The 26617-nt window shown below is 32.9% G+C and carries 23 protein-coding genes and 2 pseudogenes; 1 reads left to right on the top strand and 24 read right to left on the bottom strand.

What is annotated here, in order from left to right; translation table 11 throughout:
- Positions 1-89: 89 nt before the first annotated feature.
- A complete protein-coding gene (locus ACKTSC_RS12130; protein WP_407857744.1) occupies positions 90-1085 on the top strand; it encodes an IS30 family transposase in 996 nt (331 codons plus the stop codon).
- A gap of 239 nt (positions 1086-1324) precedes the next feature.
- Here ACKTSC_RS12130 and ACKTSC_RS12125 read toward each other — a convergent pair.
- The 24 genes and pseudogenes from ACKTSC_RS12125 to ACKTSC_RS12010 all read right to left on the bottom strand — a co-directional run.
- Positions 1325-1579 (bottom strand): annotated as a pseudogene (locus ACKTSC_RS12125) (type II toxin-antitoxin system death-on-curing family toxin); the annotation flags it as partial.
- Between the two features lie 207 nt (positions 1580-1786).
- Entirely contained in the window at positions 1787-4138 is a 2352-nt protein-coding gene (locus ACKTSC_RS12120; protein WP_407857743.1) for an ATP-binding protein, read from the bottom strand.
- On the bottom strand, positions 4131-4835 hold the full coding sequence (locus ACKTSC_RS12115) for an ABC-three component system middle component 1 (RefSeq protein ID WP_407857742.1): 705 nt from the start codon (positions 4833-4835) through the stop codon (positions 4131-4133). Before ACKTSC_RS12115 ends, ACKTSC_RS12120 begins: the two co-directional genes overlap by 8 nt.
- Positions 4832-6235: an ABC-three component system protein gene (locus ACKTSC_RS12110; protein WP_407857741.1), complete on the bottom strand. Its 1404-nt coding sequence runs from the start codon at positions 6233-6235 to the stop codon at positions 4832-4834. Before ACKTSC_RS12110 ends, ACKTSC_RS12115 begins: the two co-directional genes overlap by 4 nt.
- Positions 6236-6502: 267 nt before the next feature.
- Entirely contained in the window at positions 6503-7102 is a 600-nt protein-coding gene (locus ACKTSC_RS12105) for a tyrosine-type recombinase/integrase (RefSeq protein ID WP_407857740.1), read from the bottom strand.
- Between the two features lie 735 nt (positions 7103-7837).
- Positions 7838-10606 (bottom strand): N-6 DNA methylase, encoded by a 2769-nt coding sequence (locus ACKTSC_RS12100; RefSeq protein ID WP_407857739.1) that lies wholly within the window; start codon positions 10604-10606, stop codon positions 7838-7840.
- A 10-nt stretch (positions 10607-10616) separates the two neighbouring features.
- On the bottom strand, positions 10617-11525 hold the full coding sequence (locus tag ACKTSC_RS12095; RefSeq protein WP_407857738.1) for a DNA-methyltransferase: 909 nt from the start codon (positions 11523-11525) through the stop codon (positions 10617-10619).
- A 292-nt stretch (positions 11526-11817) separates the two neighbouring features.
- Positions 11818-12222 (bottom strand): DUF5388 domain-containing protein, encoded by a 405-nt coding sequence (locus ACKTSC_RS12090; protein WP_375812903.1) that lies wholly within the window; start codon positions 12220-12222, stop codon positions 11818-11820.
- Between the two features lie 8 nt (positions 12223-12230).
- A complete protein-coding gene (locus ACKTSC_RS12085) occupies positions 12231-13037 on the bottom strand; it encodes a ParA family protein (protein WP_407857737.1) in 807 nt (268 codons plus the stop codon).
- Positions 13038-13504: 467 nt separating this feature from the next.
- A complete protein-coding gene (locus ACKTSC_RS12080; protein WP_407857736.1) occupies positions 13505-14263 on the bottom strand; it encodes an LPXTG cell wall anchor domain-containing protein in 759 nt (252 codons plus the stop codon).
- A gap of 59 nt (positions 14264-14322) precedes the next feature.
- Positions 14323-14691, bottom strand: a complete 369-nt coding sequence (locus ACKTSC_RS12075) for a hypothetical protein (RefSeq protein ID WP_000516429.1) — start codon at positions 14689-14691, stop codon at positions 14323-14325.
- Between the two features lie 28 nt (positions 14692-14719).
- Positions 14720-15691, bottom strand: a complete 972-nt coding sequence (locus tag ACKTSC_RS12070) for a hypothetical protein (protein WP_002425009.1) — start codon at positions 15689-15691, stop codon at positions 14720-14722.
- A 16-nt stretch (positions 15692-15707) separates the two neighbouring features.
- Entirely contained in the window at positions 15708-16640 is a 933-nt protein-coding gene (locus ACKTSC_RS12065) for a conjugal transfer protein TrbL family protein (protein WP_311809124.1), read from the bottom strand.
- Positions 16637-17563, bottom strand: coding sequence for a hypothetical protein (locus ACKTSC_RS12060; protein WP_407857735.1), 927 nt, complete (start codon positions 17561-17563; stop codon positions 16637-16639). Before ACKTSC_RS12060 ends, ACKTSC_RS12065 begins: the two co-directional genes overlap by 4 nt.
- Before the next feature lie 17 nt (positions 17564-17580).
- Positions 17581-19236, bottom strand: a complete 1656-nt coding sequence (locus tag ACKTSC_RS12055) for a VirD4-like conjugal transfer protein, CD1115 family (RefSeq protein ID WP_407857734.1) — start codon at positions 19234-19236, stop codon at positions 17581-17583.
- Positions 19229-19666, bottom strand: a complete 438-nt coding sequence (locus ACKTSC_RS12050) for a hypothetical protein (protein WP_407857733.1) — start codon at positions 19664-19666, stop codon at positions 19229-19231. Before ACKTSC_RS12050 ends, ACKTSC_RS12055 begins: the two co-directional genes overlap by 8 nt.
- A 4-nt stretch (positions 19667-19670) precedes the next feature.
- Positions 19671-20222, bottom strand: coding sequence for a hypothetical protein (locus ACKTSC_RS12045; protein ID WP_407857732.1), 552 nt, complete (start codon positions 20220-20222; stop codon positions 19671-19673).
- Between the two features lie 12 nt (positions 20223-20234).
- Positions 20235-21344 (bottom strand): lysozyme family protein, encoded by a 1110-nt coding sequence (locus tag ACKTSC_RS12040; RefSeq protein WP_407857731.1) that lies wholly within the window; start codon positions 21342-21344, stop codon positions 20235-20237.
- Between the two features lie 21 nt (positions 21345-21365).
- Positions 21366-22718 (bottom strand): conjugal transfer protein TraF, encoded by a 1353-nt coding sequence (locus tag ACKTSC_RS12035; protein WP_407857730.1) that lies wholly within the window; start codon positions 22716-22718, stop codon positions 21366-21368.
- Between the two features lie 13 nt (positions 22719-22731).
- A complete protein-coding gene (locus ACKTSC_RS12030) occupies positions 22732-24693 on the bottom strand; it encodes a VirB4 family type IV secretion system protein (protein WP_407857729.1) in 1962 nt (653 codons plus the stop codon).
- Positions 24694-24703: 10 nt separating this feature from the next.
- Positions 24704-25333 (bottom strand): hypothetical protein, encoded by a 630-nt coding sequence (locus ACKTSC_RS12025; protein WP_002325627.1) that lies wholly within the window; start codon positions 25331-25333, stop codon positions 24704-24706.
- Between the two features lie 16 nt (positions 25334-25349).
- Positions 25350-25733, bottom strand: coding sequence for a glycosyl transferase (locus ACKTSC_RS12020; RefSeq protein WP_001083514.1), 384 nt, complete (start codon positions 25731-25733; stop codon positions 25350-25352).
- 18 nt (positions 25734-25751) lie between these two features.
- The gene (locus ACKTSC_RS12015; RefSeq protein WP_407857728.1) at positions 25752-26084 is read right to left on the bottom strand and encodes a CagC family type IV secretion system protein; all 333 of its coding nucleotides are present in this window, start codon (positions 26082-26084) and stop codon (positions 25752-25754) included.
- 23 nt (positions 26085-26107) lie between these two features.
- Positions 26108-26617, bottom strand: a pseudogene (locus ACKTSC_RS12010) (MobQ family relaxase); the annotation flags it as partial.

Here is a 26617-nt window from a genome sequence, read left to right as displayed (position 1 = left end):
GTATTGTCACTAAGCAATTTTTGAGTAGTATTCTTTGTGATTTCTGAGTAGCGTAGTTTACTAAACTTATTTTTTTAGGAGGGTTTTAAATGTCGTATAACCATTTATCGTCTGAAGAACGTGGGCAAATAGAAGCGTATCTGAGGGAAGGGGTATCTCAGGCTGAGATAGCTCGCCGATTGGATCGTCACAGATCAACGATCTCTAGAGAGATCAAACGTGGGTCTGAGCAAAGAAAGAAGAAGAGTCTCGCTAGTTTGCCTTATCAAGCAACAAGCGCTGGTAATTTAGCGCGTATTCGCAAGAAAAATTGCGGAACAACTACTAAGGCCACCGTGCACAACACTAAAACGATTATGAAGTATCTTGATATGAAATATTCGCCAGAGCAGATCGCTAATGCCGTTCGTAGCGTAAAGGTTTGTACATCAACTATTTATAGTTGGATTTATAAAAAAATTGTTCCTTTCGACATAAAAAAATTACGTAACCGTGGAAAACGTTACAAAATAAAAAATACGAGTAACCGATTAAAACGTCCAGATCGAGCTTTTTTTGAGGGACGTACGTTGAGTAACAGGCCTGAAGAGGTTCAGTTACGAACGGAGTTCGGTCATTGGGAAGCTGATACTGTCGTGTCTAGACAAGAAGGTGTCTCAGCGTGCCTAGCGACGTTTATCGAACGTAAAACGAGGCATTATATAGCGATTAAGATCCCAAATAAAACAGGTAGATCAATGATGTCAGCAATTAAACGTTTAGTCGAAATGTATCCAAATGGTGTGAAAACAATCACATGCGATCGTGGAAGCGAATTTGTCAATCAGTTCGAAATTGGACTTATTGAAGATACTTTTGATTGCAAAATCTATTATGCTAATCCGTACGCACCACATGAACGAGGATCAAATGAGAACCATAATGGATTACTACGAGAATATTTTCCAAAACCATCTAATTTTAAAAATATTTCTCAACATAAAATCAATCAGGCCGTTCAAAGTATGAATTTACGACCAAGAAAACTTTTCAAATGGAAATCACCGCAATTTAAATTTGATTTAGAGTATTCGAAAATTTCTTAGAAACAATTAAAATGATTTTACATCGTTATAAAAAGAAAAAAACGAACAATAAGCTATATATCAAAAACGGAACATGATATAATAGACCAAATCACGAATGATTGTTATATGGAATTATTTGATTGTTGCACTTAATCCTAACATTCGCCAGTAATTTTAATCTTTGTATAATATATATTATGTAAACTAAAATAAAAACAAACTAGCACTCCATATTTAACTGAATCACTAGTTTGCTTCTATTTTTTTGTATCAATATTTGTTGAATTATTTTTTAATATATCTGTCGTTGCCTCTTTTAACGCATCAAATTCACCCTGATAAGTGGCAATTCTAACTACAAGTTCTACGACTTCCTGATTTTCCATTTTTAGTGAGTAGCCATTTAGCTTGAAAAAAACATATGCAGCTAGAAATGCAGTACGTTTGTTTGCATTATGGAATGGATGTTTTTTAATCAGATTTATTAATAGAACTGCTGCTTTGCTAACAATGAATTTGGATTACCCATATTCATTGTTAACGTAGTTTAAAATATAATTAAACTGTGGATGATTTAAAATAAAGTGCATTTGATATTGTGAAAATTATAAAAATAGTTGATACTCTTATTAACTGCTCTGAATTCAAAATTACGAATACAGAGCCGCTCCCTTAACTAATAATAGAAACTCAAATATAAGCATGATTTAACTAAATAATCATTTATAAAGCTGATTTTTAACATTGATTCTTTTTGTTTTTAAACCATATTTTGAGAATTTATATCGAATATACTTAGATATTTCTTCTTCATGAGTTGATAATACTATTTGCTTTTGACTAAAATCATTTCTTAGTAACTCTACAAAAGACGCAATATTTATTTCATCCATTGTTTGGACAGGGTCATCTATTAATAACACACCTAGTGATTTGTTTTCATAGACCTTATTCAGAGCAAGTGTAAAAGCTATTACCAATCCCGAGAGTTGGCCAGATGATAGATAGTTAATCGCGTCATGATCATTCTCTATCCCTGAAACGAACATGATGCTTTTTTCATAATTATCTTTTTCACGTATGAATAATCCACACCCCAATTGATAGTTTTGAATAATCTTCCCACTATAAATATAGAATGGAATCTCAATATCCCGAATAATTTTCCTCCAATGTCTTGCAATTTCAGCTTCATAAACGGATATAATATCCGTTGCCATTATTTCAGATATACCTAATTTTTTTTCTTTAATTTCATTTGATTTGAGTTGTGATTTTAAATCTTCTATTTTCTTTGATCCGTTATTATAAAAGAGTGAGTTAACATATTCTGCTTTCTTTGAGATGGACTCCAGCTCAACTTGTCTTAATTCTATTTCGTTAGAATTAAAAATATTTTCAAAAATAAATTTTTTGTTCTCATGGTCTTTGTATCCTGAACTAATATTTTTCTTTTTAGACAGTATAAGTTGAGTCAGTTCTTGTAAACTAGTTTCACTACTTATGGTCTTATTACCATCAATATTAATAAAATTCCCCAGTTCTATATCATTTGCTTTACACCATTCAATAAAATCAAAAATCTGATCTTTCTTCTTTACTGCTAATGCTAAACCTTCATAAAAAACATCAGGGATGATATTTTCACTTTCTGATAAATACTCTTTAATCTCTTGTTCAATATTTGTAATATGTTTTACATAGAAACTATCTAAACCTTGTTCATATAATTGACCTTCGTAATCAGTCATTTTTTCAAATTTATCTTCTTTTTCCTGAATAGACTTTAATAACTCATCATACGAATCAAAATGAACGCCACATAACGGGCAATCATTATCTATCGGTTGCTTCATCTTAGAGAAATCTTTTAATAGCTCTTTTCTTGTTTCTTTAAATTGTTGGACTATTTTTGAAAAATCAGTTAATTTTGATTTTGATATTTTTAAGGCTTCCAAATCTCTTTTAATCTCTGTAATATCAAGTGATAATTGCAAAATATTTTCTATATCTTCAAATATAGAAATATCTAAATTACTTTTAATTTCCGCTTTTTTAAATGCGCTTTCCAAGCGTCTTATCGATTTTTCCTTTGCTTTTAAAGAAATAAAATCATCGTGTTTTTCAAGAAAATTGGAATAATCAATCGTATTTAGAAGTAGCTGATTGTTTGATAGATAGTCATCAATTTGATTATTGAATTGGGTATTGAAAAAATCTTCAACATTTTTTCTTAATTTATAAATAGCCCTAAGTTCATTAAGATACTTCTCTCTTGTTGTTATATCTACATTTACATCCTCCTTATCCCATTCTATATTTGAATTTTTAGGCAAAAGTCTGAAATATAAAGTAATTTCTTTATTATCTTTTTTGATTTTTTCTAACTCATTCATCCAATCATCTAAAAGATTTTTGATATTTTTAACTTGTCCCCTAATAAGTTCCTTTCTACTCGTTATTCTTTTCTTAGCCTTTATAATTGTCAACAATTCTTTTTCTTCTTCTTTAGTATCAAATAAAGAGGATATAGCTTCCATTCGATCCTTTCCAGATTTTTTTAGAAAAAGAGTGTTTTCTTCCTGTTGTACGTAGTAGAATAAGTTGAAAAATCTTTCTAAATCAGAAATATCCAAGATTTCCTCTACGTCTGAATCTGAGATTATTTCACCTTCATTAAATGTAGACATAAGCTCTGGCAAACGGTAGGTTTGAAAAATATTCCAATTATCTGGTCTTTTTTGTATTTGAGTATAATGCTTTTTGGAATCTATCCTTTTAGCGATTACAATTTTTTCTCCTCCCTTTTCAAACTCTATTCTAACTTCTGTATCTACTTCATTATTATTAGAAAATAACGTATACTCATAACCTAACCTGCGATCAATAGTGTTTGTTATTCTACTGATTTTCCCAGTCATTACTAACTCCACAGCATCAAAAATAGTTGTTTTCCCGAAACCATTTGGACCATCTAAAACCACTAAGTCATTATTACAAAAACTAATTTCTGCCTCATTAACATGCTTAAAATTTTTCAAATATATTTTATTTATTTTTTGCTTAATCATATTTAATAATCTCCAAATCAATGTTATCAACAATTCTGCAAATAAAATCTTCATCTTCTAAATCGAAATGTTGCAAAATTTTATTTCTACTTTCCTTAAGCCCTTTCTTTTCCAAACAATTTTCTATAGTTTTAGATAAGTCATTTAGATTACTTTGTGTGTGTTTCAAACTAATAAATGGAATCTTTGTTATCAACTTAGTACATATTTCATATAGTTCTACATTGGGATTATCTAAACCTTGTTTGTATTGGGCAAACTTTTCTGTGTCATTAACAATATTATTTATAGTATCGTTGATGTCCTCTCCCATCAAAAGTTCTTTTTTTATTGATTCAATATCTCTATTATAGACAAGTAAATATTTTTTAAAGAAATACGGATCTTCTTCTATTTCAAATATATTTTTATGCTCAATTATACTTGTAGTATTATTTCTCAAACAAATAAGCATAGATAAATTTTTATCTATTCTCTCATCGTATCCTTTTTCGATTGTTTTAATAGCATTAAAGTATTCTGGAACTCGCTTTGAGATAAATTCTGTATTAATTTCATCTGTGTATACAATTAAATAAAAGTTTGTTGCTTTTTTAGAGTAATTCCCCCAAAATGAAACGGTATCACTGAACGGATTCACTATCGGTATCTTTTTAAATCCATTATTTAAGAAAATTGCATCAATAACTTCTTTCACTCTAATTCCTCCTTTGCTTCTTCAAGCTTAATTAAACCAATTTTTTTCATTATTGTGATCCGGTCATGATATTCATCATCTAGATTTTCTTGGTTCTCATCATCTGGATCGGGAATATCTCGGTATATTCTACTATCATATATTGAATTTATTGTAATATTTTTTGTGATTATTTTTTCTACTTCTCTCAATAAATCCGGATTCTCATTATTGTAAATTCTTCTTATCACCATCTCATTCCTAAATTGAGAATTATCATCAAGTATTGTAGAAGGCAGATACACAACATTTTTATGATCACTTAACCTTTTATTGAAAACCCATTTTTTGCTCTCAACTTTCATTCGTATCTGTTTTAGAATTTCAAAGAAACAATTCTCTAGCCCTTGCTTTGGGAGACAACTATTCAAAAATTTCAATGCATTATCATCATCTTCAGCGGTAACTTCATTGTCTGGTGATATTTTTAAGCAAAATTCATAAAATTCACTATCGTCCAAATCGTAAATTTCTTCGACAGTTTGCTTAAATAGATCAAAATTTTCTTGTGACAAATATTGCATGTTGAACTCTTTTTCAAGAACTTCAACTATATATTGTGAAGCAATTCTTTGAAACTCATCTTTCATGTAATATATGGTGTATTCCCTACTGGGTAATTCATGGTTTTTATCTATAATTGCTTTGATATCAATAAAATTAATATTAACTTTTCCTTTTTTCTCCCCTTTTTGGATAGCTTTGTGTCGTTCTTTGATATTCGTATCTACCAAGTTTAGCAGACAAAGATATGTCCTATTAATTCGTTCATCACTAGCTGCAATTCCGGTAATACTTTTTATCATCTTTTTGATTTTTGTTTCAATTTCATCAAAAGAACAAAAGCGTTTTTCACTTTCTTTGTCTCCATAATCATACAAATCTAATTTTTCACAAAGTTGATCATACTTATTTGACTCAATGACTAATCTGTAGCACTCATATGGTGATTTTATTAGAGGATTCTTTGCGGGATTAGAAGGTATTTTGATGCTTTGCTTCTCTAAGAAATCTTCTGGCATATTCAAACAGTTAGTCGAATGCAAATAAGCTTTTTCTATATTATTAAATTCTAATATTTTTGCTAATAAAGTCCATATTGCTTCCTTATATTTTGATATCGCAGATGAGTTATAAGTCTTAACTTGATGAATAGTAATATAATCATTATTTTTTTTTATCGAAAAATCCTCCAGCCATTCTAATTCTAAAGAATAGTCCGCTAAATCTTCTTCGCTAATCCTAATCTCTTCGATTTTCTTCAAAGCTACAAGCAATCCAACTTTCCCTTGATAGTTGTATCCGTTCCAACTGAAACTAGCATCTGTGGAATACATAGTAACATCAGTTTTTTCTAACATAAGACGTTCTCCTTCTCCTCTAATACTCAAAGTTTTAACACAAGATTTATCTTAATTAACATTCTAAATTATTTTTTTATAGATAATATTAAAGATTAACTCAATTCCTTCCAAATTTTTTATATACTAGATCCATATTTTTTTCTTCATTAGATAAAATGACTTTTTGCGAAACAACTGGTATATATCAGAAAAATCAGAAAGCTTTTCTTCGTTCATTTTCGTACCTCTTGAATTTTTCCTTCTATTACATAGGACATTATTCTGTCATAGATCCAAACTCTTTACTGCGGTATCTTTATCTTCCTGGGTGATCCCAATATAGCGTAAGGTCTCCCTTTGCGAAGAATGGTTGAGCAGCGACTGAATGATCTCTGTTTTGGTCCCTTGCTTGTACAAAAAATAGCCGAAGGTCTTGCGCATCGAATGGGGACCAATTTCTTTCAACCCAACCGCTGTTCCTGCTTCATGAATGATCCGCCAAAGGCTTTGTCGGGTCAAAGGCGTATCTGCTCCTTTTCGACTTGGAAACAAATATTTGCTGAAGTCTTGTACTTGCAACTGCTCAGAAAATTCTGATTGAACATAATCGAGAATCACCTTTCGTAATTTGTTCGAAATGAAGACCGAATTGTGTTTGGCTGTTTTTTGTTCCTTCATAGCCAGACGTTCCTTAACAATCACCCGTCCACGAGAAATTTCTAATACATCACTTAATTTTAACTGTCTTAAATCGGAGATTCGATACGCTGTATTAATCCCGATCGAAAAGAGCACTAAATTTCGTTGCCCATATTTTCCGGCAGCCAAAATTGCCTTCATGGCATCGATCTTTTTTTTGTCGCGAATCGGTTCCACGCTCTTCATTTTTAGTCCCCTCTCAAATGTTACTTAACAAGATTATAACAGATGATAAGTCACATTTAAACAAGCTATAGAAAAAAGGCCCTAAAAGAAAAATGATTTCCTCTTAGAGCCTCTAAGGATGGAGCGATTTTAGCGAATGTGACAGAATCCGATTGTGTCACATTGGACTTTTGATATTTTCGGTAAGATTTGATTATCTCAGAACATTAATATTGCCCCTTTAAAAAATTTTGTCAGTACTTTTAAGTTATTCTATTCTGAAAATTCAAAATTTTCAGTCTATATAATTAACTTATATTCAGTTTTACCAAATGATAAGCTTTAAAAAGTATTCAGAATTTAGTCATGTTATGGATCCAATAAAGTAGATATGGAATATTTATTTTCTCTTGTCTAATTTATAAGAACTAAATGATTTCATCATTGTTTTGACACTCATTATTCTATATTATCCTACTGAAAAAATAATAGAAAATATCGTTCTTGAAGAAATTATAGGAAGTACAAGCCATTTAGAATCTATTAATGAAATCAGTATTCCCCTGTCTAAAATAGAGATGAGCTAATTGAGCTTACTAAATTGTTGTCTCTTAAGCATGCTCAAAAATACAGTCTAGAATCACAAGAGCGAATAAGCTCTGGATGGCCTGAGACCATCCAGAGCTTATTCGCGAAGTGGCGTCGGGACTGAACACCTTTTACCACTCTTTTCTCTGTATTTAAAGGAATTTTAAACTAGCTATTTGCGGACAAGCGAGAGGACTGCATTCTAATTAAGCTTTCTTTTATTAATTCGTACTTATCTAACATTCCAAAGGATTCTAAAACAATTTTATCAAACTGTGACCTTATTGGCGTATTTATTTCTTCTAAAGTATTTCCGATTGGATTTTCTTTAAGTTTATTAAAGGATTGTACTATTATATTTCTTTGATTATTAGATAAAATATTTGGGTTTAACATATTGATTCTTTGAATGTTATCTTTACTCAAATCAAGTGCTCCAAGTCCTCTTCCAAAACCAGTAGATTCAATAAAGAATTGTCCCACTAACGAATTTAATAAGGCGTGGAGTAAATTTATATCTAAGTTTTGAAAGGCACTATTCCTAGAAATACCGATTAATCTTTGATTGATAAAAGAAGGTTCCTCAAGTTTTGCCCAGAACAAGCGAGAACCTGGATTTAATGAGGTTACAAGTTCTGCCATTGAACCATCGGACGTCATTTCATACCACCTCTGTCTTCCACTCCCAAGAACTTCTGTCAAAGGCTTACCGGTGTTGTTTGTTGCTCCTTTAAACCTATCGATCCAACTTAGAGCGCTTGTATGATTTAAATTAGTTAACTCTTCTATGCTCTTGGAACAACAAAAAGCATCTGAATCAGTTTGAGCGTCATAGTGCGTTATACTTCTTGAGGATTTTAAAAGTCTTTGAATATAAATCGATTCAATATTATGACCATCTTCAGGATAAAATAGTGGATCCCAACCACGTCTAATACCACGAATTACATCAAATATCTCTGAAACAGGCACAATCTTACCTTCTAAATCATTAAGCCAGTTTACATCATAGAATAAAGAATTTAGAGAAATCTGATAATCATTAGTATAGGAATTAATTTCACTTATACTATAAGGATTTATGGAGATATCATCATTTTCATCTCCAAGTAATATATCATGGCCTATATTGATAATTTCATCATCGCTTAAGTCATTCAAAGATTTCTTCAATACAATAAAATTAATGGGGTGCTCCTGTAATTGAAGGGAATTAAGTTTTTTTTCAAGTACAATAATAGACGACATAACGTTTGCGTTTGGAAACCATTTTTTGTTTCCTGAAATAATAATGGTCTTCACATTATAATAGTGGATAAGTAAGTTATAAAAAGGTTTACCAGAATCCGTTCCTAACCATGAATTAGATGTTATTACTCCAATACGTCCATTTTCATCTAAAATACTATTTAAATAGGTAATTATATAGAAGTAAAAATCGGATCGTCTACTAAATGTTATATTTCCATTAGTATCATGGTTGATTTGTTCACTGATTTCAGAAATATATTCTCTTTCACTTTCTTCTATGATTTCAAATGGTATAAAAGGAAGATTAGAGGTAACATTCATAAATTTAGGTAGAACGTACTCTTTCTCATTTCCATCAGCAGGAGAGGTTAATTTAACAGGTATATTATTATTTAATCCAAATACATTTCTCTGGAATACTTTATTGATTATGTTCATAGAAGTATGGGTAGTGATTGACATATTGGCTATTTGTAATGGAAACAACATTTTATCCGAAGCCCACGTTTTTTCATGAGCCTCTTCTTCTGAAATACCGCTGGCTACTTTTAATTCTATAATTTTTTTAGGAATTATACCAGTACCGCAGCATGGATCAATATCATTACCATCTAGGTTTATAACAGTAGAGTGTAACAAGAGAAGAGCTAGTTTTTCTGGGGTAGTGAATTGACCTATTACTTCTCTTTTATACTGGCTTACAGAATTTTCCAGTAACTGTTGCATTAATCCATGGTCTAGGATTTTATCATTTAGAAAGGCGTTAAAATCCACTAGCCGTCCCCAAACACTGTTTGGTAATAATTCACTATATTCTTGAGAACTAAATATAGTATAAAAATCACTTGTTTCAGTTATACTCTGAAATATTTTATTAACTTCCGCTGGAGTGTTTTCAGAAGTGATTTTTTGGAGTTGAGTAGCCAACGTATGTGTATTAAGTATAATGTGTCCGAATGTGAATCGAATTATCCAGTTTAAAAGTATGTTCTTAGAATAAGCAACATATTCGTCATTTTCGTCTTGTAAATATTCATTTTTTGCAATATTCCACCATTTAGAAATATTAATGCCTATTAAACGATTACTTCTAGAAAGGGTTCTTAAATACTGAGCAAGAAATTCTTTGTTATCTTCGATTAAAAACGTAGTTAAACTATTAGAAATTTCAACTAGTTTCCGCTCTTCGATAACTCCTCTCGTATAAAAGTCAGATAGTTCAATTAAAAAATCTATCAAGAAGTTTTTCCAAATGTCTTGTTGCTTATGTACATCTTCCCTATTTTGTATAGAATTTAAATTGTTCCACTGGTGTTCTACTCTCCAGTGTCCGTTATTGTCTTTTACATATAGTACAACATCATGAAAATTCCAAAGAACTGTACTATTAAGTCCCAGTTTATTAGCCTTATACTGTGCATCCCTTATATATTCTTCATTATGAACAGGAACGTCCGGCAACTTTACTTCCCAACCTTGAAGTAAATTGTTTCGTTCGGAATCTGAATAGATTAATACATCAGGGAACATGATTTTTCTTTTGCTACCATCAGCGTTTCTATAGTTATTAATGGTAGTTTCTCCGCCAGCCTTTTTCATTTGTAAATTAACAGAAGACAGATAGCTATTTATTTCAGAAATGAGCTCTATCGCCCAACTTCTTTCATTTTCTACTAATCTCACCATTTTTATCTAATCACTCCAGTACGTTGCAACGGAAAAGTTGCTCCTTTTTGTCAGAATTATCTAAAGAACTAAATGCTTCTAAAATCCTCATTTTAGAAACTTCAGTATAGCTTATTGTATCATTTTTAAATCTATTACTATCTTCATCTTTATCAATACCAATGAAATTTCTTCCTTCTAGTACCGCAGCAACTAAGAAAGATCCACTGCCACAAGTATTATCTAGTACTATATTACCTGGATTACTGTAAGTTCGGATAAGGTATCTTCCCAATTCAACAGGCTTTTGAGTAGGATGATATACGGTTCCTTCAGATTCAGAAGTTTTAAAGTACACCATATCCGTTGGGTATCGTGAACCCTTACTTTTAACTTTAACTGGAAGAAAATCTCCGTAACTACCTGTTAACTGGTTTTTTCTTATTCCTTTATCATAAGCTACCCCTTCACTCATTTGAGGATTATAAGTAGGCTGCTTTTTATAGAAGACACATATTTCCTCATATTTACGTAGTGGTTGTTTTTTTGCATTTAAGAAGTTTGTGGCTTTTGATTTTTCCCAGATAATTTTGTACTTAAAATTTTTAGGATTGCTTAGCATAAGCTGAGCAGTGAACATACCACTAGCCGTAAGGAGTATTGCACCATTAGGTTTAATAATTCGATTATATTGCTCCCACAGCAGATCTAGTGGAATTATGCTATCCCATTGATTTTGAGTATGACCATAGGGTAAGTCGCATAAAATCAAATCAATTGATTCATCTTCCATTAGTTTCATAGTCTCAATACTATCTCCTTTTATTACATTATTAAGGAGATTCATATTTTTAACTCCTGGATCAATAATATTTGAATGTGGACACTCTTGACTAAAATTTTTGTTTGCTTTATTTGTATTACTTGAAATATTTTGCATAACTTCTCCTTCTCAAAAACCATATAGCTTAAAATTAAACTCTTTATCGTTGTCGACTAAAATGCACCATCGTTCATGCAACCATTAATACGGTAGCTCTTTTTATCATACTTGATCCTATATTTCTAATACTTGTTGGCTCTTCTTCGTTTTTTTACAGTAAGATTAATTTAATTCGTAGTTAGATAATAACCATATAGATTTTTTCGTTTCCTTCTCAATAGTAAAAGTGAAACAAGTAAGGAAGATTCCCAAAGTATTATAGTATTAAAATGCTATTTAACATTTTATTCTATTTCCTCTTATTATTCTTTTTCTGATGTTTCATATAATCCTTTTGTTCATAGATATCTACTAAATCTTCAAAACGTTTGAGTTCACTTTTTTCTAACCCTTCGATAAATAGATTAACAAGTGTCTCAACCATTTCTTTTTGTGTATCTGAATGCCCCATGGTTATCAATGCAGCGATGCGGTTACGAATATGATTATCGACACGGATATTGACAGGTTCTGTGATAGTCGTTGATAATGTTGCCAAACTACTTGTTGGATTCTCTTTTACCACTTCAGAAGGAGTGGTTTTTTCGATATCACTTCTATTAACTTGGGAATCCACTTCTATCCTTGGTCCGCGGGTAAGAAGTTTCTTTCCGGTTGTTTTGCTTTTATTTTTATCATGATCCAATAAAGCCATATGATTCCCTACCCTTCTAAACGTGTCATAATTTCTTTTGCAACATGGGTGAATGTCTCGTGGACGCGACGGTCATGAATATCTCTATCATTATCCGTAATACCTTCCATATCCATCCGTTTTACCCGTTCCATAATCGATATCTTGTTGTCGAAGATATTTTCTACTCCAAATTCCTCGTAAGCAGATTTCAAAATTTCATCATCTACTCGGGCACCTTTTTTACTCAAGACAGGTAAAATGCCTAAGATATCAACTTTCGAATGAAATTCATCAATAAGGGTTTGTTGTAAGTACTCAATAAACACTTCTGCCCCTGCTAAGGAACGTTCTTGTGTCTGTAGGACAACAATAATCTGATCACAGGCATAGAATGCTGTATCGTTTAGAAGACTTAACGTAGGCGGCACATCAATAAAAATAAAATCATAAATATCTTTTAATGGTGCGATTAATTCACTGAAAAAAGAAACTTTTTCTATTTCAGTGTTAAAGTTTCGTTCGAGATAACGTGTGTACATGGAAAAATCTACGGCATTAGGAATGAGGTGCAATGTATCACTAATAGGAATAACAATGCTATCTAATGAAATATTCTCATTGATAGCCGACATCAATGATGTATCAATCGTAATAATATCGCTATCAGATGCTTTTGTTTTAAGTAACAATGAAGTGAGATTGGCTTGTGCATCAAAATCAATAATCAGCACCTTTTTCCCTAATTTAGATAAATTGTATCCGACTAAAGCAGAAGTTGAGGTTTTCCCTACTCCCCCCTTAAAGTTTGCAAAACTCATAACAGTAGCTACCATTCACGTACTCCCCCTTTGTGTTATTTAACACTATTATAACGTATCTACTTATTAATGCAATAATTATCTCCCCCGGAATACACTTACCCATAGTGTTAAAATGTTAAATAACACAAATGTTAAAATATTAAATAACATTATCCCATTTTAACACTGTAACACTAATGTTATTTAACATTATCGATACTGTATCTTTATCAATCATAGAATTTGATAATAATATTTATATTAATTAATATAATTCTCCTACTATGTTCGTAAAAAAGATTTTAGCATAATTACCAACGTTATAACATGATTGTAAAATGATTCCAAGTTGCTGATTCTACGGTTGTTATTGGTGTTGCCTAGAACGATTCTAAGCACATGTTTAATTTTAAAGTGGGCAATTATCTTTAAAATGTCCTACAATGATTCAATAAAAGCATGGCTGCTAGTGAAACTTGCGACCATGCTTTTAAATTTACTTAAATTCTCTTTTTAAAAATGATTCCTGATCCTAATACCATTAATGAACCTAGGACAGACAATGCAATATTTGCTGTTTCACCTGTTTTTGGTAAAACTTTCATTTTTCCGTCTAAACCTTTAACTGTAACTGTTCCGTCTTTTTGAACGTCTGCTCCAATTTCTTTAGCTTCAACTTTTTTTGTTGTTCCGTCTGCTAATTGAATGATTGGTTTACTATCTTCAACTGCAACAATCACAACGCCTGTATCTGTATTAACTGGGTTTTCGATTGGGTTTGTGTCTACTGGTTTACTTGGTTCTGTTGGCTCTGTCGGCTTGCTTGGCTCCGTTGGCTCCGTTGGCTCCGTTGGTTCCGTTGGTTCCGTTGGCTCCGTTGGTTCCGTTGGTTCCGTTGGTTCCGTTGGTTCCGTTGGCTCTGTTGGTTCCGTTGGTTCCGTTGGCTCTGTTGGCTCCGTTGGCTCTGTTGGATCGACTGGATCAACTGGATCAACTGGATCAACTGGATCAACTGGATCAACTGGATCAACTGGATCAACTGGATCAACTGGATCAACTGGATCAACTGGATCAACTGGATCAACTGGATCAACTGGATCAACCGGAGTAGTTGGATCGGTTGGTTCTACTGGATCAACTACATCATCAGCTAGAACACTGACACCTGAACTACCTGTTGCCTCGTCCGCAAAACTAACAAGTGGAGCTGATACCAATAGCGCTGTACTAAAAAGTGTTAAAAGGGCAATTTTTTTCATTTTCTTCTCTCCTTAAAAACTAATATTTGTGTACATAAATAGTATATCACAAATATGCTTTATCTGACATTTTTATTCATCTTTTTTTTAAAAACTTCTAGCGATTCTTTCGTTAAGAATAATGTTTTACCTGTATAAATGTGATCGATTCCCTCTAGTCTATGAGGAAACCGTTTATAAATGTGGGCAAAGTATTCATCATTCTTTCCTAACAACTGGCTTGCTTCTTTTGCTGTAATCAATTGCGATAAATCATTATTGGGATTATCAGAGAAAATAATTGTTCCACCAATTTTTCGATAATTAAAATTTTTAAGTATTTCATGTTTGTTATTACGGTAAGCTTGGGATAGGTAATTTCTATTCTTACCTATCCTTTCACTCATTTCTTTTGCTGTGTAAATTTGATTTAAATTAATTTTTCCCATTGTTTAAGCACTCTCTTTTTAGCGTATTTCAGTTAAAAGAGAAGTCTGTAAGTTTTGGTTGAGTTGTCACAAGAAAGCCGTTTTTAGTTGGTTCAACCTCAAAAGTGATTTTTTGCATTTTACTACGATTGTCTACTGAAACATTTAGAAGGTATTCAACGCTATACCCTTTTTTTGTTTGTTCACTACCATAGTAATTGACACTCTTAAGCGTTTTCCCTAACGCTTTCCAATCGGATATATCTACCTTTTCGGATACATATGTTCTTAAACTTGACTGATAATTTTCTTGATTTTTTTCCTGTGAAAAATAGTAAGTCAAAAAGTATCTTCCAAAAGTATCTATTTTCGATTGAGAAATATCCGTTTCTTTGACACGTTCAATTTGTTCTTCCAATAATTCGCTCTCTTTTTTGACTGATTGAAGTTGTACTTGTTGAATAACACTTATTCCTATCAATAATACAATAAAAAGAGTCAAAATAGATATGAACAAATGAATTCTGGGAACATTTTTCTTGGTTATGGATTCTGATAGTGATTCTTTTCTACTATTCGTTTGTTTTGCTTGGTTCTTTTTCGATATTTCCTTAATAACACTAGGTTCATTTACTGTTTCAGTTGGAATTTCTGTCTGCGGTATTTCTTGGCGTTCATTACTCGTTTTTAACTCCTGACGATTTAATTCTTGCGTATTAAGCGTTGTTGGTTCTGTTGGTTCATTCAAGTAAACTAAAACGTGTTGATCTGTTACTCGATTTAATAACAAGTTAATTACGTCCGTTTCTTTGGTATTTTTTGTATTCAGCGTAACAGACATAATTTTTGTTTGATCTTCTACTCTAAAAATACCTACACGAAATTTAACTGGAATTCCTCGACTTGTCTTTTGTTGTAAATAGTGTGTGACTTCGGATAATTCGCTTTTACTTAATTTTCGATTCAAAAATTGTTTTTCTTCTTCGGGAAGAATAATTCGTATTTCAAAATAATAAGACAATCGTTATCCCCCTCTCTTATTTTCTAAACATAGCCATCATTGCTAAGTTTCCAAGTCCGCCACCTTTTGACACTTTGGTTGAATACCACATATTTTGTAGGGCAGACGGTGTTTTGATAATCAACAAGCCACAACCAACCATTAACATAAAGTTTGGTAACGTGTATTTTTCAGCAATCATGAGTGTAATCATGAGTAAGTACAAAATAAGCTTAATAAGCATTGTGAGTGCTTCGGATAACAGTTCTTTGATCCATATTTGAAAGTAATTTTGCTCGTCCGTTAAAAGGGATAAGGCGACTAACGGTGTCAACATAGTCAGTACCAAGAAATCGGCATAAAAGACACAGATCGCTACAAAATACTTTGCAATGGAAAAGGCAAAGAATATCACAAAAACAAAGAGAACAACGGCACTAACGCCACCATTAAAGAAATTTGATACTAAGAAATTACGCAATCGCTCACCGATCGTTTCCACATTCAAATCATTAGCGACTTGTTGAATCACATATTCCCCGATTGGTGCAACAATCTTTTTGATAAAAAAGTTCATTGCCCAGGGCAACGTTGCTAAGGCAATAGACGAGTAAAACAGCTTTTGAACAATATTAGCGGTCAATGCGTCACCACTCCCATTAGAAGCTTGTATTTGCGCTTCAATGACCTTATACAACACAATACAAATCGCAAAGGTAGTTGTGGCAAAAACAAAGACATTCGTAATCGTACTAATCAATTCGATATTGGGAATATCAAAAGTCGTCTTATTGGCAATTTTCATACTGGCTTCTAACAAGTCACTGCCCCAATTCCCTAACAAGCTATCAATCGGGTGCAACACACTATCGACACTCTCTTTTACGCCTTCAAAAACGTTTGAGATAGCCTCGGTAACATTTGAAACACCTTCGCCTACTGTATTTCCTATGTCATTTGCTAACGTCATTGAGTAATACCTCCAATCGATCCTGTAACCTGCCATTTAGCAAGTTTGTCACTATACTTCATAACAACGAATACAATTTCAGGACTCTCGATTTTTTTGCTAGAGTGCATAAGTGAAATACCTATGGTTTCATAGCTTAAATCATTAGCCCAATCAATTTCTGTCAATAAATTTTTGGTTTTATCGCTACTTTCTGAATCTTTTCTCCAATCAAAATATTCGGGTGAAAAATCATTGCGCAACACAATTTTTGTATTTTGTTCTGTTTTTTCCGTATCTAAGAACCAGGTACACAACCATTGACTTTTATCATCATTTTGTTTAGAAATCGTTAGCCCTTTGGTACCGTCAACGATCACTGGATTGAAATTGAAGCTTGCTTGTAGCCCTGTATAAAAATCTTCTGATACCTTATCGCCAAATTTGGCTTTTAAGTTATCAATCAGTTTTGTTTGTAATTCAATCGGGCTTGTACCGCCTGACCCTTCTTTCAATAATTCTTTGTTGATTTCTAAAATCACGTCACCATTAGAGAAAGACTTGTACCAACTCTCAAAAGCTTCTGTTGCTTCGTCTGCTCGCTCTTTCGCACTTAATTTGAGTAAATGGTCGCTTGAACCTTGAACGGCTTGTGAGCTGTTTTCTGTGGCTTCTCCGCTTGTTTCTGACTGGTTGCTTTCTTTGCTTGCGGTGGTGGCTGTTGGTGTCACTGGTGGTTGATTCTTATTGTTAAAATAAGAAATGCCCACAAAAGCAAGAATACCGACAACTAAAACGCCAATCACTACGTTACGGATCACTTGACGGCTAAATTCCATTTTTTTAATACCCTCACTAGGTTCAATCCCTTTTTCTTCGATTTCTCGTTCTACTTGCTTTTGAAACATTGGGATATTCCCAAAAAATTCTTTCAATCCATTCATTTGATTTCCTCCGATCTTTAAAATGGTAATTCGCTGTTGTCATTGTTGGTTGTGTTTTCCTCTATACCTTCATCAAAACTACTTAGAATATCACTCATTAATAGTTCTTTTTCTTCCTCTTCTTCTGTTACTTCTGATTCGCTCGGTTGTTCAGGTAGATTTATTTCTTTTTTATTCAAATCATCTTCTTGTTTCTTCTCGTGAAAAATTGGGGCGCTTGCTAGTTGCACTTTTCGTTGTTTGTGCTGTTTTTCCAATTCCTCAATGTATTCTTTGGCAAATTCCGTTTGACTGCTTATATAATCTTGCTGTGAAATTTCATGCTTTTTAAGAAGATTTCCGAACAATTCAAATTGTGGCGTTTTTCTTAACATGTAAGGTTTACCGTCAATCAACACTATACTTTTTCTGCCATTTTCTTCTTGTTGTAAATTGATAACTTCCCCTTCGGTAATCAATCGCCTTTTTTGGTAACCGTAGCTTTCTGACTTACTTCCGCTTCGGTTAGTTGTTTTTGCGGACGTTTTACTTTCACTTGTTCCGCCTGTATATACTTTGATTGTTGTATCATTTACTTGTCTTGAAAAGTATTCGGCGGTCGTTTCCTCTACACCACCTAGACATATTTTAATGGCATGATTCCCAATGATCGCTTTAAATTTCTTATCTCCGTAAAGTTCAAAGCCCTGGGGCAAAGATTGCAATATGGTACTAACTGAAATACGATACCCTCGACACGTTGCAAGAAAATTCTCGTATGTTGGAAAGTAGCCCAAATTGACAAATTCATCTAGTAACATAACTAAAGGTACTGGCAATTTTGCGTTGTGCTTATCCCCTAAAAAATATAACTCTGTAAACATTTGTTGGAAAAAGAGATTCACTAAGCCGTCCCAAGTTCGATCTAATGGGGAAATTAGCACGTATAAACAAATTTTTGACGTTCCTAATTCCTCAAAGAAAAAATCGTTTGTACTGGTAAATTCTGATACTTCTTTATCAACAAAATCTTGTAAAGTCGTCAATAGACTAATAACAATGTTTGGTCTTGCTTCACTTTGTGCTTGTCGGAAGCCTAAATAGTAACTGCGTTTTGCTTCGTGTCCGTCTGGCAACCGCTCAAATTGTTCATCAAGTTCTGATACACCTTCTTCGTTATAGCGTGGATCAAATTCTTCTAAAAAGTCTAAAATACCCTCAATTGTTCTTGCGCTTGGTTCATATTCAAAATAAACATATTTAATCAACGTATTTAATAAGTTTAATTGTGCATTGAACCAAAAATCTTTCCGTTTGGGATCATTCTTTGCTGATACTATGACGTTTGCAATCTTGTTTGTATCATTTGATTTGCGGATATAGAGTAACGGATTGTACCTAGAACTTAGCAAGAAATCTTTAAAATTTATGACAACTGTTTTGTAGCCCTGGGCTTTTTTTATTTCATTGGTTAATTCGTAAATTTCACCTTTTGGATCGGTTACAACAATTGACGTACTGCGATTATTTACAACATTAGGCAAAACATAACTTTGTGTTTTAAATGATCCTGGACCACCTACTACAAAAATATTTCGATTGCTTATTTTGCTATCTTCGGGTTGGATCACAACATTTCCGCTTTGGAATTTCCCTAAGATTAAACCGTCTGATTCTGCTAACAAACTACTCATTTTTCCCCCTCCTCATTGACTTTTCTAATATTTTTTTCATTGACTTTTCAGGGATCAAATGAACATTTTTTGGTGCGTTTATTTCTGATTCTTCCCCCCAATAAGCCGATCCATGAACAGGGTTTGTTTTTCCGACAACCTCAAACGGTTGGCGTTTGGTAGGGTGTAGAAATACAAATAAAATAATTAAAACAATGATCTGCACGATAAAAAATGGGATCATGTAAGCAGATTGTATGATCTCTAAAAATGTTGTGACAGGGTGTTTTAAAATGCTTGTAACAAAAGTACTCAATTCAATGTTTGTATCATTAGCAATGATATAAGGTAATAATTTAAATACAATCAATGTTACTGGTAACAATAGAAGATAAAGTATAACTAGGACAATCAATTTTACTTGCTCTTGCTCTTGCTTTTTCTTTGTCATGTTTCTACTCCTCTCCTAATTGAATTGTCGTTCTTTGAGTGATTTTTTGGTTTTTAATTTGAATGAGTTGATTAATTTCAAAATCATTTTTTGTACCATTAAAAACCTGGTGGATTGGTGCTGTTACTAAATACTGTTGTGTATTATCTTTGCTTTCATAAGCAAGAATTTTAATTTCATTTTCATTTACTGATGATTTTTGAATCGTATTTTGTTGTGGGCTATATGAATTGTTTACGTTGATCTCGTTTTGTAATTCTTGATAAACGTTGTCTGTTGCTAATTCTTTAACGGTTGTCATAGATATTTCTTTTTGACTTTTTTCATAGTTGTAAACTGTCTTATAAAATTCTTTGATAATCTTTTCTGACTCGCTTTGGTTAGTGTCTTGTTCCGATTGTTTGTTTGCTAATTCCGTTTGTACGCTTTTTAATTCGCTTTTTAACTGGCGGATCTGCTCTCCTTGTTTGATCCCAAAAACAATCATGCCTATGGTAACCACAAGTAAAACAAGCATTGAAACAAATAAACTTACTTTTATTTTGTCAAATTCCATTTCTTCCTCTCCTTATTCAACATAACTTGCAATATTTGCAATAGAAGCTGGTACTACTCGATAACTGATTGTTCCACTTCCTGGGCTTACAACATTACATTCTGATACTAAAAGCGTACCGTCTGCATTTACGACTTCCACAAAGGCAACATGTCCGTAAACTGGATCAGAGCCAAAAGAACCAGGTGGGAAAGAAATTGCCGTACCTACTTTTGGCTTATTCGTTACTTTATAGCCTAACGCTTTCCCTTTATAGCCCCATTCACCACCATTGCCCATAAAATCATCAACTGGCTTGCCAATTTGAGCCATACGATTAAAAGCGTACCAGGTACATTGCCCAAATGGATAACTACCGCTTGTATTATAGTTGTGTCCGTCATATCTTGGATAACGTAATTTATTTTTGTATTCGCTGGGTACATCAACTTGAACAACACCTGTATTGTTAGAATTGTTTTGAACGTCCTCTGCGCTTGCCTGGCTTTCATTAACGTATTCAAGTAGTTTGGGTACATAGAACATATTTCCGTAATTATAGCGGTAATTGTAGCCCATTGAAGTGGATATGGCATTTACATAAGGTACTTTTTCGCCACCTGACATATTAATAGAAAATTGTTTAGCTAATTCAAAAGAATACGTTCCGCCATTCTTCACGACAAAATCAACAAAACCACCGCCATAATTGTAAGCTTGAAGAGCTGTTTTTATATCTGCACCTCTGCTAATTGCACCTTTCATATTTTGAACAAAAAATTCAACTCCTCGTTGTATGCTTCGTTCGGGGTCTTGAATAGTGTTAGGGGGCAATCCTAAACTTTCGCTTGATTGCATAGGATCGCCACCATTCCCGCCCGATTCAATTTGCATGAGTGCTAAGATATAAGGTACATATTCCATACCGTCATATTGCCTAGCATATTTTTCAACGGTGCTTTTGTATCTCAAAACAGATTCACTTAAATTTTTGTTTTCTGTCGCTAGTCCACCATTAGGGGCTGTTTGATCGTTACTAAAAATAAGAAGGAAGATTACAATGATAAAAACGAAAAAGCCTAAAATTGCTTTTGCTATCGGTTTTCGATAACGAATAAGCAGTTTGGCAGCCGTTGCTCCCATAATATGAAATCACCAACCTTCCTAATCTTTTTCAGCGTTTGTTAATTCAATCTTTTCACTAAGCAACGTGTTATTTTCTTCTAATAGGTCATTTGTTTGTTTTTTCTTCAAGTCGCTATTTAAGGAATTATCCTTATACATATTTTCTAACTCTTTGCTGTTATTTTCAATTAATAAATCAATCATGTTGATTTGTTTCTTAGGATCGATTGTTAATTTTTTTTGTGTAATAGATACTTGACGGATTGTTTTTACCGTTGGAATATCTTTTTTCTTTACCGCTTGATCGATCAACGCTTCTATAATAGTTGTATCGGTACTTGTCTGAACCAGGTACTCAATATCTGTTGAATTGTCATAAGCTAAAATCTTCTTGAAATCTGCTAAATAGTCGCTTCCTGGTAAATCAAGGGCTTCTATTTTTTCGGTTTCTCCTTGTTTGTACAGACTTTGAATAATTTTTTTATCTGACTTCTTATCAAGTTCATAAGCCTTGGTATAATCACCAAGTTTCACGTAAATATCAACTTGTTTTTTCTTAGGATAATTGAGCTTTTGCATATCTTTTTCGATATTTTCACTATCATTATCAATAATCTTATTTAATATAGTGATCTCGGTTTCTGCGCTTTGCTGTGTAGCCGTAACTTGTTTCTTCTCATTTACTTTCATAAGAAAAACCGTACCGCCATATAACGCAATAACACCTACAACTAACGCAATTTTTAAGCTTTTATTTCTGCGAATTTTTCGAACGTCTGCTTTCTTATCCTGTAATTCAGTAGAAAAGAAATTCTTTTGTTCTTCGGTTAGTCGATTTTTTATTAAATCTCTTAATGATTCCAGGCTTTCAACTGCTTCTATATCATTTAAAAATGAATTTTTTTCTTTTGCTAGAACTTCGATACGGTTCTTCTCATACTTTTCAAGCGTGTATTTACCAAAAAAACTACAAATAAAATTTTTCCATTGCTCTAATTCTTCTTTAGTTGAGTAAGGTAAATTACCAAAATGATCTGCTTTATAAATAAATAGCAAGTCACGTGTATCTTTGAGTAGAATATTTTGCATTGCTAGATAAGTGTTCGTTTTCTCAAGTACATTCATTTCAAGTAATCGATTCACTATATCCAATTTATAAAAATCAGCATATTCTTTTAAATCAAGTAGTGGTGTATAGCCATTAGGACGGTGATAAACAATTTCTAGTTTTCCGTCTTTTGTTAAAATTTCCTCGACATCAACAAAATATTGTTCACTTTCTTCTACATCAAAAATGTGTTCTCGATTCGTCAGATATTTTTCGTTTATTTGAACGACAATCACGTTCTCTTGATAGTAAAATTGTAAATTGTTCAAGATTTTGTATTTCATTTGCTTCTCCCTTCTATTGAATTTTCGATCTTAACAACCAGTTGATCTCTTTCTTCGGACTAACGCCGTAAATATCTTCATATTCGCCTGGGTTAAGCAAACGCATTTCTTCCTGTGTTAAATCTACTTTTATCTTTGCTCGCTTTGTACCATGGAAAAGTAAAGCTTCCCCTTGCCGTTTTGAGGTAATGAACGATAATTCTTTTTTTGTGAGTTTAAGTTTCAACTCATTTGAAATACCTTGTGCTTCCGTTTCATCAAGTCCAAAAAACACTTTTGTAAAGCTATTCCCAATAATTGCTTTACCGATATTATCAGGTGCTTTTAATACATCATCAATCTGTTGGGTTGATACGGTACAATCAGCATTGTATTTTCTAAAGCGTTTATATGCTTGGAAGAAAAAGTCAGCACTAATTTTATTCTTCAATAAAAAGTGAAATTCATCTGCATAAACAGACGTTACAATTTGCGGATTGTTGGTTATTTCTTCAAATAGATAACTAAAGCTGTTGAGGTATGCTAAATCTCTGATCCCTTCTTCGGTCTGTAAATCTCGCAAAGAAAAGCAAATTAACGGATTGTTTAAGTCTATATTTGTATGACCGTTAAAAATGGTACGACTTCCGATTGTAAAATCTTCTAATGAATAAATAAAATCTTCAATTCGTTTGTATCTTTTTGGATCAGTTTCTTCTAAGGCTTTCAATCGATTTTCTAAGTCTGAAAATGTTGGAAAATCGGTGTTTTCCATTTTCGACAAGTTTTTCTTTTCGTATAAATTCGTATAGCATTTTTTAGCTTCTAACTTAATAATAGATAATTGACTGTCAGTCAAAGAGTGATCCACCATTAGGAAATATGGCGTTAAAATATTCATTCGTTTACTGATTTCTTTATCAATATCATTTTCAGTCATTTCAAAATCTTTGTGCTTTATTTCAAGATTTTCTACAAGTTCGTCCTCTTCAAAATCGGATAACGATTCTTTTAAATCCACATCTGGTGTATTGCGTGAGTAGATTTGAAACGGATTGATACGAACATCTGACATAGACGAAAGATTGATTATTTCGCCCCCTAGAGAACGTACACGTTCTGTTTGTTCATCTTCGGGATCAAATAAAACAATTCGGTGTTTTAGTTCTGTTGAGTTATCAGCAAAAGCATATTTTTTCAAATAGTCTGACGTTAGGTAAGTGGTCTTTCCCCCACCAGATAAACCAAAAACGAATTTATTACGATTGACTACTAATTTTCTGTTGGTGTAATCAATACTAACGATATTTTCAGTATCTTTATTAATTCCCTCAATAATCATATTTTTAGTAAATACACTTAATTCATTATCATCAAAAGGAAAAATACTGCTTGCACTGATTGAATTAGCGATTGTGTACGTGTATTCAGGCACTTCATTAGATTGTAAAGGTAAGGCACTCCAATACGCTTTATCAATCATAGTATATGGAATTAACGCTTTTACTCCACTTGCGATACAACGTGTTTCAAAATCTTCACACAATTTTTTCAGCTTATCTTCGGACTTACTTTTGATCAAAACATAGGTATATAAATAAAGATAAGAAGTGTTTTCGTCAACGGCTTGTTCTAACTGCGTTTGTGCAATTTTCATTTCACGTTCTAAACGGATAATCGTCAACGGATCATGCGAACGATCGATCTCTGCTTGCTTGTTCTTAATGGTTCTGTTGTAATAATCATTCAATGAGTTACCGTTTGCTTTAGTGTAATAATGAGATATGGTTATATCTCCACTCATTTTACGAATACGATTAAACCAATTTCCTCTTGGTTTATTATTGTATTTTGTAATGACATAGGGAACTGCGTATGAATCATCAATCAATAATTTGTCACGTTCTACTGTAAAGTTAAATGGTGCTAAATCAGATACAACGTCCGTATCAACTTCGGGTATTACAATAATTTTCTCTTTTGGTATCTTCTCCATTTTAACGCTCCTAACTATTCAAAACCTTTTTCATCTCGCCAATCGTACAAATTTCAACCTGACAATCATATTTACTTAAAAATGCAATTAAAGCTGTTCTGATTGTTCTTGTCTTATCACGTAACACTTGATAAGACAATTCCAAACTGTCGTATGTTTCCTTTGAAATTGGTTCAGAATTAATTACAAAATGTTGTTTCTTTGAAGTTTCCATGTTACTTGCTAAATTTCTGTAATGGTAATAATAGCTAGCTTTTAGTTGTAATAAAGCTTCGTTATGCCCTGGCATTTTGCGATAATTTTCTACTGTATTCCCCCAGGCTTCTACAAAATCGTCAATTTCTACTGGTACATTCTTAGAAGTGATCTGCGGTTCATATAGAACGTTTTGAGATAGAAAGACACCAAAATCTTCGTTTAACCCTTCTTGCTCTGATACTGGCAATGTATCAACGTTTAAGCCGTCAACTTTTAGCATACTCACAAGGCTAAATTGCTTTTTTTCTGGCTGATAAACGACAAAAAAGTCTTTAAAAACGCCTTGAAATCGAGAACTATCTTCCCAATAAATCATTTCTTTTATCGTATCGCTTTTTTTATTATCGTTACTTTTGGAACTTTTTTTTAGAAAATCAAACAATTAAATCACCTCTCTTTTACACTCGTTCTTTTGGCTTTTTGTAATAGACTTTTGGTCTTTTAGAAAAGTCTTTTCTTTGCTTCATAAAATCAGATATAGAAATGTTAGGTCGGTCTGTAATTGGTTTAATCGTATAAAACGCCCATACACCACCAAATGACACCAAACCAACAATGACATAGATAATTAAAGGAAAAACGGCTGTGCTACGGAAAATAAGAATTGCCAATAGCACGCTTATTAATGCCGTACCGATCGCTTTTGCTGATTGTTTTAAATCTAGCCCTAAAATGACTGTGTACCGATCAGATACATTGGACGGAAAAAACCAAGTCCGCCCTTTTTCAGTGTCTGCATTTAACAAATCTAATAGGGCTTGTTTCACTTGATCGCTATTCATAACTAACTCCCTTCTCTATTAAGCAAGTAAGTCATACGCCCAAGGTACTAACCAAACCAACGCCCCACCTAATGCCGTAACAAGCAAGGCTGTTCCCAAGGCTTTATACATGGTATTTTTTTCTTGTGGGTCATCAATAGACGGCAAGTATTTAATAACAATCTTCGCACAAGCAATCCCACCAACTACAACAATTAAGGCTGTTAAAACACCTTTTATAGTGTTACCCGCTTGAACTAATTTCGCTTGTGGATCAGTGGCTGCAAACACTGGATCAGTAATAAACAATGTACCCAACGCAACAACCGCACTTCCAAGCTTAAACTTTGTATCTTTGATAAATTTTTTCATTTTATACACCTCTTGTTTTTATTTTATCGCAAAGGAATATTCCTTTGTAATGATTGATTTTCTTTTGCTTTTGTTTGCTTAATCAATTTGTCTAGGTTTCGTTTTTTCTGTAGTTGGTTACCACTCAACAAACGATTAATTGACTTCGCAAATTGGAACATTTTTACAGTCACTTCATTTTTTTCTGGTACGTCTTTATCCAATTCTTGGGATTGATCTTTATTGGTATTTTCAATTTCTTTATTTAATTCTATTTTATCAGAATCAGGTAAATAAGCATTGCGATTAACGACCTTTTTCAGATTGTGTTTTGCTAATGGACTTAGTTCATCAATACACTTCATGCTATCTTGAACAAAAAATACACCTTGGCAATCATTAGGAATTTTCACCGTCTGAATGTTAATTAAGAAGCCTTTTGATTGTTCCAACATGGAATTAATTTCCTCACTGCTGAATCTAGCAACTCCTTCGACTTTAGAAAAATCAGTTGTTTTGTAATAGTCAGCTTTTGCAAGTAGCATTTCGCCTTC

This window comes from Enterococcus hailinensis (genome assembly GCF_045862035.1).
In the GTDB taxonomy this organism is placed as follows: Bacteria; Bacillota; Bacilli; order Lactobacillales; family Enterococcaceae; genus Enterococcus_A; species Enterococcus_A hailinensis.
Note: the sequence above shows the minus strand (reverse complement) of the source record. Positions and strands in the feature narration are given on the sequence as shown.